A 17,122-nucleotide genomic window follows, 5' to 3' on the forward strand; every position below is an offset into this window, starting at 1 on the left:
CCTGGTGTGCGGGAGTTCTCACTCGGACACCGTGACGGTGTTCCACACCTCGTCCTGGACCGGGCTCGCGGTGTACCCCTGCACCCCGGCCGCGAACGCCAGCGACGGGACCGGGCTGGCGACCGGGATGCCGGGCAGCAGCGTCATGATCTGCTCGTTGATGTCCTGGTAGGCGCTCTCCTGCTCCTCCTCGGTCGTCACCGTGCGGGCGGCGGCGAGGGCGTCGAACAGGCCCTGGTCGGTGAAACCCCACTCGTTGGTCGCCGCGCCGAAGAACACGCCGATGAAGTTGTCGGGGTCGTTGTAGTCACCGGTCCAGCCCAGCAGGTGGAGGCCGTGCTCGGTGCCGCCCTGGACGGTGCCCAGGTAGTTCGGCGTCCACTGCTCGGCGACGGGGGTCGTCGTGATGCCGGCGGCGGCGAGCTGCTGGTTGATCGCGTTGTAGATCGTCTCCGGGTTCGGCATGTAGGGCCGGGAGACGCCCGTGGGGTAGTTGAACGGGATCGTCAGGTTCGCCTGGCCGGCCTCGGCGAGCAGCTGCTTGGCTCGCTCGACGTCGTACTCGTAGGTGGTGACACCCTCGTTCCAGCCGATGACGTTCTCGGGCATGAACTGGGTGGCCGCCTTCGTGCCCTCGGGCAGGGCGTTGGAGATGACGGCGTCCTTGTCGATGGCGTGCGCGATGGCCTGGCGGACCTTCAGGTCGCCCAGCGGTGCGTAGGCCTGGTTGATGCCCAGGTACAGGATGTTGAACGCCGGGCGGTTCTGGATCTGGAACCCGCCGTCCTCCAGCGTCGCGACGTCGGCCGGGGCCACGAGGTCGTACCCGTCGATGTCGCCGTTCTGCAGGGCCTGCCGGCGGGCGGTGCCGTCGCCGATGACGCGGACGACGACGGTGCCGACCTTGGCCTTCTCGCCCCAGTACTCCTCGTTGCGCTTGAGCGTGACCTGCTGGCCGCGTTCCCAGCTGTCGAACACGAACGGGCCGGTGCCGACGGGCCCGGAGGTGGCGTAGGCGCTCTGCCGCGGGTCGGCGCCGTCGGCCCCGTTGCCGCCCCCGGCCTCGACGGCCGCGGTGTCCTGCATGGCGAACGCGGGCAGCGTCAGGGAGGCCAGGAACCCGGCGAACGGGGCGGTGAGGTTCACGGTGACGGTGCCGTCGGGGTTCGCCGTCGATCCCGCGTACAGCGAGGTGCCCAGTGCGGGGTCGTCGTTGGTGGCGAACCCGCGGAAGATCGAGCGGTAGTAGTAGGCCAGGTCCTCACCCTGGGCGATGCCGCGCAGGTTGTACCAGCGGTCGAAGTTCGCCACGACGGCCGCGGCGTCGAAGGGCTTGCCGTTGGAGAACGTCACGCCCTGCTGCAGGGTGAAGGTGTAGCTGAGCCCGTCCTCGGAGGTCGTCCACCCGGTGGCCAGCGAGGGGGCCAGGTCGGTGGTGCCGGGGTCGGTCGAGACCAGGCCCTCGAAGATCTGCCGGGTGATGCGGAACGTCTCGCCGTCGGAGGCGAAGACCGGGTCCAGGGAGTCGGGGTCGGCCGAGCCGCCGAAGACGAACGTGTCGCGGGTGCTGCCGCCGCCGCCGTCGTCGCTGCCGGAGTCGTCGCGCTCGCTCTCGGCGCAGGCCGACAGCGTGGCCAGGCCCGCCGTCGCCACGGAGGCGATCGTGAAGGCCCGGCGGGTGGGGTGCGGGCGGGAGGTGTCTTCGTGGTTCTCGGGGAACTGCTCGGCAGACATCGACGTCCTCGGTTCGGCGTGATCAAGCGTGCGGGTCCAGCGTTGGTCCTGCTCGGTCGTGCGGTCGCCGACGCTAGGCGATGGGTGAGTGCTCACCAAATCCACCGCACCCGTGTCACACAGTTGTTACAAGACGGCCCTTCGGGGTGAGGATTGCCTTCCCCGCGGTGCTCGGGCTGGGCAGACTGTCCAGGCGGGACACCGGGACGAGTGTCGGAGACCTGCCAGGTCCGGCGGGAGCCGGGTCCCGATTCCCCTCCGCGCGCCCCGCATCCGCTGGTAGGACTACCCCGATCGTCCGGCTGTCCGGGCGTCCGGGACCACGGCACGAGACGCGCCAGCGCGTCCGGGAGGAGACCTGTGCGCATTCTCCTGATCGACAACTACGACTCCTACACGTACAACCTCTTCCAGCTGATCGCCGGCGTGTCCGGGGTCGAACCGGAGGTGCTGGCGAACGACGCGGTGGCGCCGTCCGACCTCGACCTGTCCGGGGTCGACGCCGTCGTGCTGTCCCCCGGCCCGGGGCATCCCGCCCGCCCGCGCGACTTCGGGCTGTGCGCCGAGGCGCTGGAGCGGGCCACGGTGCCCGTCCTGGGCGTCTGCCTGGGACACCAGGGCATGGGACTGGCGGCCGGGGCCCCGGTCGTGCGCGCCCCGCAACCGCGGCACGGTCACCTGACGCGCGTCCGGCACGACGGCACCGGCGTCTTCGCCGGCCTGCCGCAGGGGTTCACCGCGGTGCGCTACCACTCGCTGGCCGTCCCCGAACCGCTGCCGCCGGAGCTCGTGGCGACCGCCTGGGCCGAGGACGGCGTGCTCATGGGGCTGCGTCACGTGCAGCGCCCGTTCCACGGCGTGCAGTTCCACCCCGAGTCGATCAAGACCGAGCACGGCGCGTCGCTCGTGGCCTCCTTCCTCGCCACGGCCCGCGACGACCGGGTCGTCACGACGGCCACGACGGCGGGGACGGCCACGACGGCGGGAACGGCGGGAGCGGGTGGGCGGCTCGTGCCGGCGGCCCGGCCGGCGCCGGACGTGGCGTCGGTGGCCCCGCGCAGCACCTACCGGCTGCTGACCCGGGAGCTGGGCCGCCCGGTCGACACCGAGGGGGCCTTCGCCCGGCTCAACGCCCGCAGCGGCCGGGCGTACTGGCTGGACAGCGCACGGCCCGGCCCGGGCACCGGCCGCTTCTCCTTCCTCGGCGACGCCTCGGGCCCGGAGGCCGAGTTCGTCACCTACCGGGTCGGTGAGGGGGCCGTCGTCGTCCACGACGCCCACGGGGAGCACCGCGTGCCCGGGACGGTCTTCGACCACCTCGAACGCGAGACCGCCGCCCGGAGCATCGATCCGGCCGACCGCCCGCTGGACCTGCCGTTCGACTTCGTCGGCGGGTACGTGGGCTACCTGGGGTACGAGCTGCGCGACGACTGCGGCTCCCCGACGTCGCGCCGCGCCGCCACCCCCGACTCGGCGTGGGTGTTCGCCGACCGGTTCGTCGCCGTCGACCACGAACAGGGCCGCACCCACCTCGTGGCGCTGGCCCGGTCCGCGGGCGGAACGGCGGCGCTGGCCGCGGCCCGGCGGTGGCTGCAGGACACCGAGACCGCGCTGACCGAGGTGCCCTCGGCGGGGCAGGTCGAGGCGGTCGCCGTCCCGGCCCTGCCCGAGGACCTGCTGGCCCCGCTGCTGGACCGCACCCGCGCCCAGTACGAGGCGGGCGTGCGGGCGAGTCTGGAGGCGCTGCGCACCGGCGAGAGCTACGAGGTGTGCCTGACCGCCGAGGGCACGCTGCCCGCGAGCGCCGGCGGGTGGGAGACCTACCGCCGGTTGCGGCGGGTGAACCCCGCGCCGTACGCGGCCTACCTGCGCTTCGACGACCCCTCCGGCGGCTTCGAGGTGGCCTGCGCCTCGCCGGAGCGGTTCCTGCAGATCGACGCGGACGGGTGGGCCGAGGCGCGTCCCATCAAGGGCACCGCCCCGCGCGGCGCGACGCCCGAGCAGGACGAGGCGCTGCGCCGGGAACTGGTGACCAGCGGCAAGACGCTGGCCGAGAACCTCATGATCTGCGACCTGCTGCGCAACGACCTGGGGCGGGTCTGCGAGGTGGGGTCCGTCAGCGTCCCGGCGCTGATGGTCACCGAGACCTACGCGACGGTGCACCAGCTGGTCTCCACGGTGCGCGGGAAGCTGCGGCGGGAGACCTCTCCGGTGCAGGCCGTGCGCGCCTGCTTCCCGGGCGGGTCGATGACGGGGGCGCCCAAGTTGCGGACGATGGAGATCATCGACGAGCTGGAGCAGCGGCCGCGGGGCATCTACTCCGGCGCGATCGGGTACTTCTCGCTGACCGGCGCGGTGGACCTGAACATCGTCATCCGCACGCTGGTGCTGCACGAGGGGACGTGGACGATCGGTGCCGGTGGGGCCATCGTCCTGGACTCCGACCCGGGTGCGGAGTACGAGGAGGCGCTGCTGAAGGCCGGTGCGTCGTTGCGGGCCGTGCTCGGCCCGGCGCCGGCGGAACGGCCCGAACCGCAGCCCGAACCCGAACCGGAACCGGTGGCGCGCACCGCGTAGCCGTCAGAACCCGGCCCAGTCCCGCAGCCGCGCCGTGGCGGCGGGGTCGCGGCGCAGCGCCGTCCCGTCGAGGGCGGTGACCTCCGCGACCCCGCGCAGGCTGGAGGTGAACCACACCGCGTCGGCGGCCCGCAGGTCGGCCACGGTGGCCTCCACCTGGGCGATCGCGGTGCCTGCGGCGAACGCCGCGTCCAGCACCGCCCGCTGCACCGTGCCCGCGAGGATGCCGGTTCCCGCCCCGTGCGGGCACCGCAGCTGCCCCTGCGCCGACCACAGCACCGCAGCCGTCGCGGCCTCCAGCACCCGGCCGCGCACGTCGAGCAGGAGGGCGTCGTCGGCGTCGCGGCGGGCGGCCTCGCGCAGGGCGGCGAAGGCGACGGCGTAGGACAGCGTCTTCGCCCCGCCCAGCAGCCAGGGCGAGGCGCTGACCACGTCGACGTCGAGCCCCAGCGGCAGCGAGACCGCGCGGACCCCCTCGGCACGCTGGCGCAGCAGGCCGGGCCCGATCGGGGACAGGGTCACCAGGGTGGTCGGCCCCTGGCCCGGGGCGCCCCGGGTCACCAGCAGTCGCAGCACGGCCTCGGCACCCTCGGGCACCTCGTCGGTGAGGTCGGCCACCAGCTGCTGGAGGAGCCGGCCGTCCGGGGCGGGCAGGTCCATCGCGGCGCAGGAGCCGGCGAGGCGCTCCAGGTGCTCGGCCCAGCGCTGCACCAGCGGTGGCCCGTCGGCACGACCCAGGACGCGCAGGGTCTCGAAGCAGCCGTCGCCGTGGCCGAGGCCGAGGTCGTCGGCGCGCACCGCCGGCCCCTGGGCCGGCACCTCACCGATCCCCACCACCGCCACCCGGGGGCGGACGCGGACGGGGACGCTGGTGTCGGTCATGGCAGCAGTCTCCCGTCCGGCGGGCGGGGCGGTGGGTGCCGCGGTGAGGTCGTCAGGTTCCGGCACCGCGTTCCAGGCCGGTCCCGTGCTCCAGGTCGCCCGGAGTGGTGCAGCCTGGGGCGCCGGTGGCTAGAGCGGAACCCCGCGGTCGACGTCGGCGGTCATCCGCTCCAGCCACACCCGGGCCTCCAGGGCCGCGAGCAGCTGGGCCTCGCCGCTGGCCTCGCGCATCTCGGCGGGAGCCAGGTCGACGACCGCGGCGACGGCTTCGCGCAGGACCGTGGCGCCGGGCAGCGCCAGTCCGTGCAGGAAGGCCCCGACCTGCCGCCGGGCCTCCAGCTCGTCGTGCCCGACCTCGACGGCCGTCACGACCAGCGCCGCGATCCCCCGCCCGAGCTCGGCGCTGACCTGCTGCTCACGTGCCACGTCCTCATCGTCGCAGCCGTCGGGGCAGCCCGCGCGACCAGCGGCCCGAGCGCGGCCGGGAGTGCTCCGCTCGCGCGAGGCGGCTCCCGCGGCCACCACCTACCTACAGGTCCAGGGCCGCCGCGACCGCGTCGGCCGAGCGCCGCGCCGCCTCCCGCAACGCCTGGACGTCGGGGCCGGCGCGCAGGATCTCCCGCGAGCTCGCGGCCAGCACGAGCCGGCGCGCGTCGCCGAACACCCCCTGCAGGTCCTCGGCCGTCGCGCCCTGGGCACCGACCCCGGGCGCCAGCAGCGGCCCGTTGACGGCGTCGAGGTCGATCTGCAGGTCGGACACCGCCGACCCGGTCGTCGCGCCGACGACGAGGCCGATGTCGCCGAAGGGTTGCGCCCCGGCGTTCTCCCCCGCCGCGGCCTCGGCGACGGCCCGCCCCACCGGCCGGCCGTCCGACCCCACCGCGTGCTGGACCGTGGCGCCCTCGGCGTTGGAGGTGAGCGCCAGGACGAACACGCCCCGCCCGTGGGCGGCGGCGACGTCGAGCAGCGGACGCAGCGATTCGAACCCCAGGTACGGCGAGACCGTGACGGCGTCCCCGGCCAGCGGGGAGTCCCCCGCGAAGGCGTCGGCGTAGGCCGCCATGGTCGAGCCGATGTCGCCGCGCTTGGCGTCGACGATCGTCAGCAACCCCGCCTCGCGGGCGTCGGCGACGACCCGTTCCAGGGCCGCGACCCCGCGCGACCCGTGCCGCTCGAAGAACGCGGCCTGCGGTTTGACGCAGGCCACGCTCTGGGCCAGGGCCTGCACGACCGTGCGGCCGAACCGTTCGACGCCGTCGGCGTCGTCGGGCAGGCCCCAGTCGGCCAGCAGGCCGGCGTGCGGGTCGATGCCCGCGCACAGCGGACCGTGCGCGGCCATCGCGGCGGCCAGCCGGGCCCCGAAACGCGTGCTCACGCGCGGAAACCCTCCCAGGCCGCCTCCAGCTTGGCCGCGTGCTCCTGCAGCGGGGCGACGGTGATGCCCTGCCCGCTGCGCTGCCGGACCAGGTCGGCCTCGATGGCCTGCACCGCCGCGGACAGTTCCTGGATCGTCGTGATGATCGGCGACCCGACCGAGGTGGCCGCCGCGCGGATCTCGTAGCCGTCGGCGCGGGCCTGGTTGCCCGAGGGGGTGTTGACGACCATGGCGACCTCACCGGCGGCGATCCGGTCCAGGATCGTCTGCTCGCCGTCCGCGCTGGTCCCCTCCGACGCCTTGCGCACGATCGTGGAGGCGATCCCGTTGCGGCGCAGCACCTGCGCGGTGCCCTCGGTGGCCAGCAGGGTGAACCCCAGGTCGGCCAGCCGCTTGACGGGGAAGATCATGGCGCGCTTGTCGCGGTCGGCGACGGAGATGAACGCGGTGCCCTGCGTCGGCAGCCCGCCGTAGGCCGCGGTCTGCGACTTGCCGAACGCCGTGGGGAAGTCCACGTCGATGCCCATGACCTCACCGGTGGAGCGCATCTCCGGCCCCAGCAGGGAGTCCACGACGACGCCCTCGGCGGTGCGGAACCGCGCGAACGGCAGCACGGCCTCCTTGACCGAGACGGGCGACTCGGCCGGCAGCAGCCCGCCGTCGCCGCGCGCCGGCAGCAGGCCCTCGGCCCGCAGGTCGCGGATCGGGGTGCCGGCCATCAGCCGGGCCGCGGCCTTGGCCAGGGGGACGCCGGTGGCCTTGGACACGAACGGCACGGTGCGCGAGGCCCGCGGGTTGGCCTCCAGCACGTAGAGGATGTCGGCGGCCAGCGCGAACTGCACGTTCAGCAGGCCGCGCACCCCCACGCCGCGGGCGATGGCCTCGGTGGCCTCGCGGACGCGCTGCAGTTCCGAGGCGCCCAGCGTGGCCGGCGGGATGACGCACGCGGAGTCGCCGGAGTGGATGCCGGCCTCCTCGATGTGCTCCATGATCCCGCCCAGGTACATCTCCTCGCCGTCGAACAGCGCGTCGACGTCGATCTCCAGGCCGTTGTCGAGGAACTTGTCGACCAGGACGGGACGTTCGGCCGAGACCTCGGTCGCCGTGGCCATGTACTCCTGCAGGGTGGCCTCGTCGTAGACGATCTGCATGCCGCGACCGCCCAGGACGTAGCTGGGACGCACCAGGACGGGGTAGCCGATCTCGGACGCGATCGCCTTGGCCTGCGGGAAGCTGGAGGCGGTGCCGTGCTTGGGCGCCACGAGGCCGGCGCGGGCCAGGACCTGCCCGAACGCGCCGCGCTCCTCGGCCAGGTCGATCGCCTGCGGGGAGGTGCCGATGATGGGCACCCCGGCCTGCTCCAGCTTGGCGGCCAGCCCCAGCGGCGTCTGCCCGCCGAGCTGGACGACGACGCCGGCGACGGGGCCGCACTTCATCTCCGCGTGCACGACCTCCAGGACGTCCTCGAGCGTCAGCGGCTCGAAGTACAGCCGGTCGGAGGTGTCGTAGTCGGTCGAGACCGTCTCGGGGTTGCAGTTGACCATGACGGTCTCGTAGCCGGCCTCGGCCAGGGCGAAGCTGGCGTGCACGCAGGAGTAGTCGAACTCCACGCCCTGGCCGATGCGGTTGGGGCCCGAGCCGAGGATGACGATGGCCGGCTTCTCGCGGGGCCGGGTCTCGTCCTCCTCGTCGTAGGAGGAGTAGTGGTACGGCGTGCTGGCCGCGAACTCCGCCGCGCAGGTGTCGACCGTCTTGTAGACCGGCCGGACGCCCAGGGCGTGCCGGACGCCGCGCACGACGTCCTCGGGCAGGTGGCGCAGCTCACCGATCTGCGCGTCGGAGAACCCGTGCCGCTTGGCGTAGCGCAGCAGCTCGGGGGTCAGCTCGTCGCTCTCGCGGACCTCGACGGCGATCTCGTCCAGCAGGAACAGCTGGTCCAGGAACCACGGGTCGATCTTCGTCGACTCGAACAGCTCCGCCGGGGTGGCACCCGCGCGGATGGCCTGCATGACCAGGCCGATGCGCTCGTCCGTGGGCTGCTGCGCGCGGCGCAGCAGGTCCTCGCGGTCGCCCGGGTCGCCGGCCCAGCTGAACTGCGCACCGCGCTTCTCGGTGCTGCGCAGCGCCTTCTGCAGCGCCTCGGTGAAGTTGCGGCCCAGCGCCATGGCCTCCCCGACGCTCTTCATCGTCGTGGTCAGCGTCGGGTCGGCGGCCGGGAACTTCTCGAACGCGAACCGCGGCACCTTCACGACGACGTAGTCGAGGGTCGGCTCGAAGCTGGCCGGGGTGACCTCGGTGATGTCGTTCTGGATCTCGTCCAGGGTGTAGCCGACGGCCAGGCGCGCGGCGATCTTGGCGATGGGGAAACCCGTCGCCTTCGAGGCCAGCGCGCTCGAGCGCGACACCCGCGGGTTCATCTCGATGACGATGATGCGGCCGTCGACGGGGTTCACCGCGAACTGGATGTTGCAGCCGCCGGTGTCGACGCCGACTTCGCGGATCACGGCGATGCCGATGTCGCGCATCCGCTGGTACTCGCGGTCGGTGAGCGTCATGGCCGGCGCGACGGTGATCGAGTCGCCGGTGTGCACGCCCATGGGGTCGAAGTTCTCGATCGAGCAGACGACCACGACGTTGTCGGCGCGGTCGCGCATGAGCTCGAGCTCGTACTCCTTCCAGCCCAGGATCGACTCCTCCAGGAGCACCTCGGTCACCGGGGAGTGGTGCAGGCCCTGGCCGGCGATGCGGCGCAGGTCGGCCTCGTCGTAGGCGAAACCGGAACCGAGCCCGCCCATGGTGAAGCTGGGGCGCACCACGACGGGGTAGCCCAGGTCGCCGGCCGCGGCCAGGACCTCGTCCATGGAGTGGCACAGGTGCGACTTGGCCGACTCGGCGCCGCAGCGTTCGACGACGCCCTTGAACAGCAGCCGGTCCTCGCCGAGCTTGATCGCGTCGACGTCGGCGCCGATGAGCTCGGCGCCGTACTTCTCCAGGACCCCGTTCTCGTACAGGGCGATGGCGGTGTTCAGCGCGGTCTGCCCGCCCAGGGTCGCCAGGACGGCGTCGGGGCGTTCCTTGGCGATGATCGCCTCGACCGTGGCGGGGGTGATGGGTTCGACGTAGGTCGCGTCGGCCATCTCCGGGTCGGTCATGATCGTCGCCGGGTTGGAGTTCACCAGGACCACGCGCAGGCCCTCGGACTTCAGCACGCGGCAGGCCTGGGTGCCGGAGTAGTCGAACTCGGCGGCCTGGCCGATGACGATCGGACCGGAGCCGATGACGAGGACCGACTTCAGGTCGGAGCGACGGGGCATCAGGCGTCCTTCTCAGTCGTGTCGGTCTGGCCCTGGTCGTCGACGAGCTGCGCGGCCGGGGTGCCGTTCATGAGGTCGACGAACCGGTCGAACAGGTAGGAGGCGTCGTGCGGGCCGGCCGCGGCCTCGGGGTGGTACTGCACGGAGAACGCCGGCGTGTCCAGGCAGCGCAGGCCCTCCACGACGCCGTCGTTCAGGCCCACGTGGCTGACCTCCGCACGGCCGTAGGGGGTGTCGCGGACCTCCCCGGCCGTGCCGTCGACGGCGAACCCGTGGTTGTGCGCGGTGACCTCGACCTTGCGGGTGGCCAGGTCCATGACGGGCTGGTTGATGCCGCGGTGGCCGTACTTCAGCTTGTACGTGCCGTACCCCAGGGCGCGGCCCAGCAGCTGGTTGCCGTAGCAGATGCCGAAGAACGGGATCTTCCGTTCCAGCACGCCCTGCAGGACCTCGATCTCGTGGGTGGCGGCGGCCGGGTCGCCCGGGCCGTTGGAGAAGAACACCCCGTCGGGGGCGGTCCCGTCCGGGCCGGAGGTCAGGACCTGCTCCAGCGTCGCGGTGGAGGGCACGACGGTGACCTCGATGCCGCGTTCGGCCAGGCGCTGCGGGGTCATCGACTTGATGCCCAGGTCGACGGCGGTGACGGAGAACTTCCGCTCCCCCACCGCCGGGACGACGTAGTCCACCTCGGTGCTGACCAGCGAGGCGAGGTCGGTGCCGACCATGTCGGGCGCGTCCTTGACCCTCTGCAGCAGCTCGTCGGCGGGGGCCGAGGCGGCCTCGCCGGAGAACACGCCGACCTTCATGGCCCCGCGTTCGCGCAGGTGCCGGGTCAGGGCGCGGGTGTCGACGCCGGAGATCCCGACGACGCCCTGCGCGTCCAGTTCGTCGGCCAGGGTGCGCCGCGAGCGCCAGTTCGACGGGATGCGCGCGGGGTCGCGCACGACGTACCCGGCGACCCAGATCTTCCCCGACTCGGCGTCCTCGTCGTTGTAGCCGGTGTTGCCCACGTGCGGGGCCGTCATGACGACGACCTGGCGGTGGTAGCTGGGGTCGGTGAGGGTCTCCTGGTAGCCGGTCATGCCGGTGGAGAACACGGCCTCGCCGACGGTCTGCCCGACGCGGCCGTACGCCTCGCCGCGGAAGGTGCGGCCGTCCTCGAGGACGAGCACCGCGGGGATTCGCACGCTCACTGCGCACCTCCAGAGTTCTGCTGACCGTTCTTGCGCACCAGTTCCTCCACCTGCTCCGCGAACCTCGCCCCCTGGTCGGGGTGCCGCGGTTTGATTCCCGTGTCCACCACTCGTCCTCCCAGCTTCCAGCGGAGGACGATGAGGCCCTTCTCCTTGCCCATCCACTTGCCGACCATGCCCGGCCCGTGGCCGACCCCGACGATGTCGGCGGTCGGGATGACGAAGGACCGGGCGCCCTCGCGCAGCACCCCGATGCCCTCGTCGAGGAACCCCAGCGACACGGCGCTGCGCGTGCCCAGGCCGTGGGCGGCGATGCGGTCCAGGGCGTTCTCGGCGTCCGTCGTGGAGACGTAGGTCCCCTCGACGGTCTCGCGCAGGGCCTTCCAGTTCTTCGACCCGACGGGCCGCGGGAACTCCTGCCGCTGCCGCAGCGCGCGACCGCGGTAGCCCATGAACATCATCCGCCAGATCACCAGCAGCGCCAGGACCAGCAGGACGACGGCGATCCACCTCATGCGCCCACCAGCTCCGAGTCCAGGACGGTGGGGCGACCGCGCAGGAACGTGGCCACGACCCGGCCGGGCAGTTCCATGCCGCGGAAGGGGGAGTTGCGGCCGGCGGTGGCCATCGCGGCCGGGTCGACGGTCCAGCGGGCGGCCGGGTCGACCAGCACGAGGTTCGCGGCGGCCCCGACGGCCAGCGGCTGACCGTGCCCGGCCAGGCGCCCGATCCGCGCGGGGGCGTGGGACATCCGGTCGGCCAGGGTGTCCCAGCCGATGAGGCCGGTGTCGACCATGGTGTGCTGCACGACGCTGAGCGCCGTCTCCAGCCCGGTCATGCCCATCGCGGCCGCGGCCCACTCGCAGTCCTTGGCCTCGACCGGGTGCGGGGCGTGGTCGGTGGCGACGATGTCGATCGTGCCGTCGGCCAGGCCCTCGCGGACGGCCTCGACGTCGGCCTGGGTGCGCAGCGGCGGGTTGACCTTGTACACGGGGTCGTACCCGCGGACGAGCTCGTCGGTCAGCAGCAGGTGGTGCGGGGTGACCTCGGCGGTGACCTGGACGCCGCGGGCCTTGGCCCAGCGCACGATCTCGACCGAGCCCTTGGTCGACAGGTGGCACACGTGCAGGCGGGAACCGACGTGGTCGGCCAGCAGCACGTCGCGGGCGATGATCGCCTCCTCGGCCACGCTGGGCCAGCCGCGCAGCCCCAGGACCGCCGAGACGGTGCCCTCGTTCATCTGCGCGCCCTCGGTCAGGCGCGGTTCTTGGGCGTGCTGGGCGATGACGCCGTCGAAGGCCTTGACGTACTCCAGCGCCCGGCGCATCAGCACCGCGTCCGAGACGCAGTGGCCGTCGTCGGAGAAGACCCGCACCCCGGCCGCGGAGTCGGCCATCGCGCCGAGCTCGGCCAGCTGCTGGCCGGCCAGGCCCACGGTGACGGCGCCCACGGGCCGCACGTCGACCCAGCCGGCCTGCTCGCCCAGGCGCTGGACCTGCTCGACGACGCCGGCGGTGTCGGCGACGGGGTAGGTGTTGGCCATCGCGAAGACGCTGGTGTAGCCGCCGCGGGCGGCGGCGCGGGTGCCGGACTCGACGGTCTCGGCGTCCTCGCGGCCCGGTTCGCGCAGGTGGGTGTGCAGGTCGACCAGGCCCGGCAGGGCGCGCAGGCCGGTGGCCTCGACCACCCTCGCCCCGGCGTCGGACAGCCCCTGCCCGACCGCGGCGATCCGGCCGTCGGCGAGCAGCAGGTCGGTCTGTTCCGAGCCCAGGGTCACGTTCTGGATCAGGGTCTTCATGCGTCCCCTCCTGGGAGCTCGCCGGCCAGCAACAGGTAGAGGACCGCCATCCGCACCGCGACGCCGTTGCCGACCTGCTCGACGATGGTCGAGCGCACCGAGTCGGCGGCGTCGGCGGAGATCTCCAGCCCGCGGTTCATCGGGCCGGGGTGCATGACGATGGTGTGCTCGGGCAGGACCTTCAGGCGCTCGCGGCCCAGGCCGTAGCGGCGGCTGTACTCGCGCGCGGAGGGGAAGAAGGAGCCCTTGGAGGCGTCCATCCGCTCCGCCTGCACGCGCAGCATCATCACCGCGTCCGGCTCGCCCTCGACCAGCGTGGCGTCGAGGTCGTGGGAGACCTCGCACGGCCAGGACTCCACCCCGACGGGCAGCAGGGTCGGCGGCGCCACGAGCGTGACGTCCGCGCCGAGGGTCTGCAGCAGCAGGACGTTGGAGCGGGCCACGCGCGAGTGCAGCACGTCACCGACGATGACGACCCTGGTGCCCCGCAGGTCGCCCTGTCCCTGCTTCAGGTGCCGCCGCATCGTGTACGCGTCGAGCAGGGCCTGGGTGGGGTGCTCGTGGGTGCCGTCGCCGGCGTTGACGACCGCACCCTTCGTCCAGCCGGCGTGCGCGAGGCGGTGCGGTGCCCCCGAGGCGCCGTGCCGGACGACGACGGCGTCGGCGCCCATGGCCTCCAGGGTCAGGGCGGTGTCCTTCAGGCTCTCGCCCTTGGAGACGCTGGAGCCCTTGGCGGAGAAGTTGATGACGTCCGCCGACAGCCGCTTGGCGGCCGCCTCGAACGAGGTGCGGGTGCGGGTGGAGTCCTCGAAGAAGAGGTTGACCACGGTCCGGCCCCGCAGGGTGGGCAGCTTCTTGATCTCCCGGCGCTGGGTGGCGGCCATCTCCTCGGCGACGTCGAGGACCCTGACCGCGCCCGCGAGGTCCAGGTCGGCGGCCGAGAGCAGGTGGCGCATCACGCGGCGCCCGCCGTGATGAGCACGGCGTCGCGGCCGTCGAGCTCGGCCAGCAGGACGCTGACCCGCTCGGCGCTGGAGGTGGGCAGGTTCTTGCCGACGTGGTCGGCGCGGATCGGCAGCTCGCGGTGGCCGCGGTCGACCAGGACGGCCAGCCGGACGGCGCGGGGCCGGCCGAGGTCGTTCAGGGCGTCCAGGGCGGCGCGGATGGTGCGGCCGGAGTACAGCACGTCGTCGACCAGGACCACGACCTTGTCGTCGATGCCGCCGGCGGGCAGCTCGGTCGGCAGCAGCGCCCTCGTCGGGTGCCTTCGGAGGTCGTCGCGGTACATCGTCACGTCGAGCGAGCCGGTGGGGACGGTGCGTCCCTCGACCTCGGCCAGCTTGGCGGCCAGCCGCTTGGCGATGGGGACTCCCCGGGTGGGGATGCCGAGCAGGACGAGGTCGTCCGCTCCCTTGTTCGACTCCAGCAGCTCGTGCGCGATGCGCGTCACGGCGCGGGTGATGTCGGCTCCTTCGAGCAGGACACGCTCGTTCTTCTGGTCCGGGGCAGCGCTCACTGCTGACCTCCTTCCCCGCCTCACAGGACGGATCCTTAAAGGACGTCTTCCCCACCTCGTGCGGCCGGCGGTGAGCTGCCGTCGGCGTGGCGCGGTGGTCGTCAGCGACCCTACAGGAGCACGGCCGGCCGGCCGCGCGGGGCCGGTACGCCCGCCAACGCTGCCTTTGCGGGGTCAGACGCTCACACGGAGTAACGGCCTGGGTGCCGAGAGGGTGGTAGATCCGCAAGAACTACCGCCGGAACGGCAGGTCAGCTTGACGAGAGTGTTCACGCTCCGTGACGATTCTCGTATGGCATCGGACTACTCCCGCGCACTCGGATCGCGTCTTCGCGCCATCCGTACCCAACAGGGGCTGTCCCTGCACGGCGTCGAAGAGAAGTCCGAGGGACGGTGGAAGGCCGTCGTGGTCGGGTCCTACGAACGCGGCGACCGTGCAGTGACCGTCCAGCGACTCGCCGAGCTCGCGGACTTCTACGGAGTCCCCGTCTCGGCGCTGCTCCCCGAAGGCGCCCCGCAGGGCAGCTCCGAGCCGCCGCCGCGGCTCGTGCTCGACCTCGAGCGCCTCCAGGAGGTGCCCGCCGAGAAGGCCGGCCCCCTGGACCGCTACGCCAAGACCATCCAGTCGCAGCGTGGTGACTACAACGGCCGGGTCCTGTCGATCCGCGCCGACGACCTGCGCACCCTCGCGGTGATCTACGACGTCCCCGCGACGACCCTGTGCGACGAGTTCATCGCCTGGGGCGTGCTCAACGCCGACGCGCGGCGCGCCGTCGAGCACGGCTGACGCGCACCGTCCCCGGGACTGCCGTCCCGGGGACGACGAAGCCCCGCCCGGGTCGCCCGGGCGGGGCTTCGTCGTTCCACCGGTGCGCGGACCCGGCAGTCGGGTCCGCGCACCGCGCGATCACTTCGCCTGGCGCAGCCAGGTGTTCGCCTGGACCCAGGAGCGGACGGCGCTCGCGGTCTTCGCGCGGGTGGCGTAGTCCTTGCCGCCCTTCTGCACGAAGAAGTCGCCACCGGCGTTCGGGTCCGGCGAGGTGCCCTGCAGGTTGTGCCAGGCCGCACCGAGGGCCTTGCCGCTGGCGTCGCCCTCGCCGGAGTAGCGGTTGGCCTTGATGAAGTCGAGCACCTTCGTGGCGAAGAAGCTGTTGTCGCCGAACTGGACGCCGTACTCGGGCAGGTACCACGGCACCCCCTGGGACTGCGCGAAGGCGTCCCACGCGCCGATGCCCACCGGGCCGCCGTTCTGGGTGCGGTTGACCTCCGCGGCCCACTGTGTCTCGTCGCTGGCGCGGGAGAAGTCGTAGTAGTCGACCCCGATGGCGTCGACGTACTGCCCACCGGGGAACATCGTCCGCACGTCGACCGACGTGGAGGTGTCGCGGTTCGGCGACCACACCAGGTGGAAGCGGTCGTCGTCGCCCATGACGGAGGTCCACTTCGGGTGGACGACGGTGCGCCAGTACTTCACGAAGTTCGCCGCGTCGGCGGAGTTGCGGACCGACCAGTTGAACCAGTTGCCGTTCATCTCGTGGAACGGGCGGACGTACACGTGGCCCTTGCGGTCGCCCCACTTGCTCTTGATCTCGCGGAAGGTCGCCTCGAGCTTCGCGTCGATGCCCGGGTTGGCCCAGGTGGCGATCTTGTGCTGGGTGGCGATGTCGAGGTCGTAGTCGCCGAGACGCGCGACGCTGTCGCGGCCGTACTCGCTGCCCGGGGTGTCGATGGCCCAGACCTTGCCGTTGTCGGCCCAGGTGGCGTACAGGCCGTGCTTGGTGCCGGTCCAGCGGTTGAAGTCGCCGTTGGCGGCACCGGTCACCGACGCGCCGATGGTCGTGGCGTTGAAGTCGTCCTGGCCCTTGGGCGCCGGGGCGCTCGCGGTCGGGGCGGGGGTGGTGGCGGTGGGGGTGGCGGCCGCCGGGGTGGTGGCCGTCACGCTGCGGCTGACCTGCTTGCCGCCCAGCACACCGGTGACGGTGACCGTGTACTTCGTGCCCGGCTTGAGGTTGGTCAGCTGCTGCGGCGAGGTGGCGCCCTTCTCCGACGTCCACGCGCCGGTGCCGCCCGCGTCGACGCCGTCACGGCCGAACGTGGCCTGCTGCAGCTCCTTGGGCCACGAGACGGTGATCGTCCCGGCCGCGCTCACGGTCGCCTTGACGTTCAGCGCCGGGGCGGTGCTCGTGGGCTTGGGGGTGGCCGTCGGGGTCGCCGTGGGCTTGGGGGTGGCGGTGGGGGCGGGCTTCGACTTCAGGGTGGTGACGAGGTCACCGTCGTCCTCGACCGCGACCGTGTAGACGCTGCCGTTCGGGGAGGTCAGCGTGGCGCCGCGTCCCAGGTCGAACAGGTCGGCGACGGCCGCCGTGGCGGGTGTCATCGACAGGGTGAGGGCGGCGGTCAGGACGCCGGTGCCGACGGCCCACGGCCAGCGGCGCTTCTGCTGCGCCGGGGGGATGGCCGGCGTCGTCTCGTCGGTCATGAGGTGGGGGGTCCTCTCGGGAAACCAGCGGTGCGATGTGCTGGATACCTCGGTCTCCCCCGCGGGCACCTTGAGGCCCCCGTTCCTCCCCGTCGGGTGCCGCGGCCGCGGCCGACACCTGCGCACCCCCCTTCCACGTCGGGTCCCGGACGCGGGGGGGGCGGGGGGGGGGGGGGCGGGGCGGGGGGGGGGGGGGGGGGGGGGGGGGGGGGGGGGGGGGGGGGTGGGGGTCGCGGTCGCTGGCGGCGGGCGCG

Annotated in this window: 13 protein-coding genes; 2 read left to right on the plus strand and 11 right to left on the minus strand. The window is 73.0% G+C overall.

Annotated elements, in window-relative coordinates; all coding sequences use genetic code 11:
* Positions 1 to 18: 18 nt before the first annotated feature.
* Complete coding sequence (locus tag ACRYR2_RS23065; protein ID WP_432565238.1) at positions 19 to 1,734, minus strand: ABC transporter substrate-binding protein; 1,716 nt, start codon at positions 1,732 to 1,734, stop codon at positions 19 to 21.
* Positions 1,735 to 2,094: 360 nt separating this feature from the next.
* Between ACRYR2_RS23065 and pabB the strand changes: the two genes are divergently transcribed.
* Positions 2,095 to 4,311, plus strand: coding sequence for an aminodeoxychorismate synthase component I (pabB, locus tag ACRYR2_RS23070; RefSeq protein ID WP_432565239.1), 2,217 nt, complete (start codon positions 2,095 to 2,097; stop codon positions 4,309 to 4,311).
* A 3-nt stretch (positions 4,312 to 4,314) separates the two neighbouring features.
* Here the strand turns inward: pabB and ACRYR2_RS23075 are convergent, their stop codons facing one another.
* From ACRYR2_RS23075 to pyrR, 9 genes are all read right to left on the minus strand, one after another.
* Complete coding sequence (locus tag ACRYR2_RS23075) at positions 4,315 to 5,193, minus strand: aminotransferase class IV (RefSeq protein ID WP_432565240.1); 879 nt, start codon at positions 5,191 to 5,193, stop codon at positions 4,315 to 4,317.
* A 129-nt stretch (positions 5,194 to 5,322) separates the two neighbouring features.
* Positions 5,323 to 5,619: a hypothetical protein gene (locus tag ACRYR2_RS23080; protein ID WP_432565241.1), complete on the minus strand. Its 297-nt coding sequence runs from the start codon at positions 5,617 to 5,619 to the stop codon at positions 5,323 to 5,325.
* 103 nt (positions 5,620 to 5,722) lie between these two features.
* A complete protein-coding gene (gene pyrF, locus ACRYR2_RS23085; RefSeq protein ID WP_432565242.1) occupies positions 5,723 to 6,568 on the minus strand; it encodes an orotidine-5'-phosphate decarboxylase in 846 nt (281 codons plus the stop codon).
* On the minus strand, positions 6,565 to 9,882 hold the full coding sequence (gene carB / locus ACRYR2_RS23090) for a carbamoyl-phosphate synthase large subunit (RefSeq protein WP_432565243.1): 3,318 nt from the start codon (positions 9,880 to 9,882) through the stop codon (positions 6,565 to 6,567). The genes pyrF and carB overlap by 4 nt, the downstream gene beginning before the upstream one ends.
* Entirely contained in the window at positions 9,882 to 11,075 is a 1,194-nt protein-coding gene (gene carA, locus ACRYR2_RS23095) for a glutamine-hydrolyzing carbamoyl-phosphate synthase small subunit (RefSeq protein ID WP_432565244.1), read from the minus strand. Before carA ends, carB begins: the two co-directional genes overlap by 1 nt.
* Complete coding sequence (locus ACRYR2_RS23100; protein ID WP_432565245.1) at positions 11,072 to 11,590, minus strand: PH-like domain-containing protein; 519 nt, start codon at positions 11,588 to 11,590, stop codon at positions 11,072 to 11,074. The genes carA and ACRYR2_RS23100 overlap by 4 nt, the downstream gene beginning before the upstream one ends.
* Entirely contained in the window at positions 11,587 to 12,873 is a 1,287-nt protein-coding gene (locus ACRYR2_RS23105; protein WP_432565246.1) for a dihydroorotase, read from the minus strand. The genes ACRYR2_RS23100 and ACRYR2_RS23105 overlap by 4 nt, the downstream gene beginning before the upstream one ends.
* Positions 12,870 to 13,829: an aspartate carbamoyltransferase catalytic subunit gene (locus ACRYR2_RS23110; RefSeq protein ID WP_432565247.1), complete on the minus strand. Its 960-nt coding sequence runs from the start codon at positions 13,827 to 13,829 to the stop codon at positions 12,870 to 12,872. Before ACRYR2_RS23110 ends, ACRYR2_RS23105 begins: the two co-directional genes overlap by 4 nt.
* Positions 13,829 to 14,389, minus strand: coding sequence for a bifunctional pyr operon transcriptional regulator/uracil phosphoribosyltransferase PyrR (gene pyrR, locus ACRYR2_RS23115; RefSeq protein ID WP_432565248.1), 561 nt, complete (start codon positions 14,387 to 14,389; stop codon positions 13,829 to 13,831). Before pyrR ends, ACRYR2_RS23110 begins: the two co-directional genes overlap by 1 nt.
* A 292-nt stretch (positions 14,390 to 14,681) precedes the next feature.
* Here pyrR and bldD point away from each other — a divergent pair, with 292 nt between their 5' ends.
* Positions 14,682 to 15,176 (plus strand): transcriptional regulator BldD, encoded by a 495-nt coding sequence (gene bldD / locus ACRYR2_RS23120; protein WP_106206055.1) that lies wholly within the window; start codon positions 14,682 to 14,684, stop codon positions 15,174 to 15,176.
* A 120-nt stretch (positions 15,177 to 15,296) separates the two neighbouring features.
* On the opposite strand, the gene ACRYR2_RS23125 is transcribed toward bldD, so the two are convergent.
* The gene (locus tag ACRYR2_RS23125; RefSeq protein WP_432565249.1) at positions 15,297 to 16,868 is read right to left on the minus strand and encodes a glycosyl hydrolase; all 1,572 of its coding nucleotides are present in this window, start codon (positions 16,866 to 16,868) and stop codon (positions 15,297 to 15,299) included.
* Between the last annotated feature and the right edge of the window lie 254 nt (positions 16,869 to 17,122).

The sequence above is a fragment of the Kineococcus deserti genome (assembly GCF_050871945.1).
Taxonomy (GTDB): Bacteria; Actinomycetota; Actinomycetes; order Actinomycetales; family Kineococcaceae; genus Kineococcus.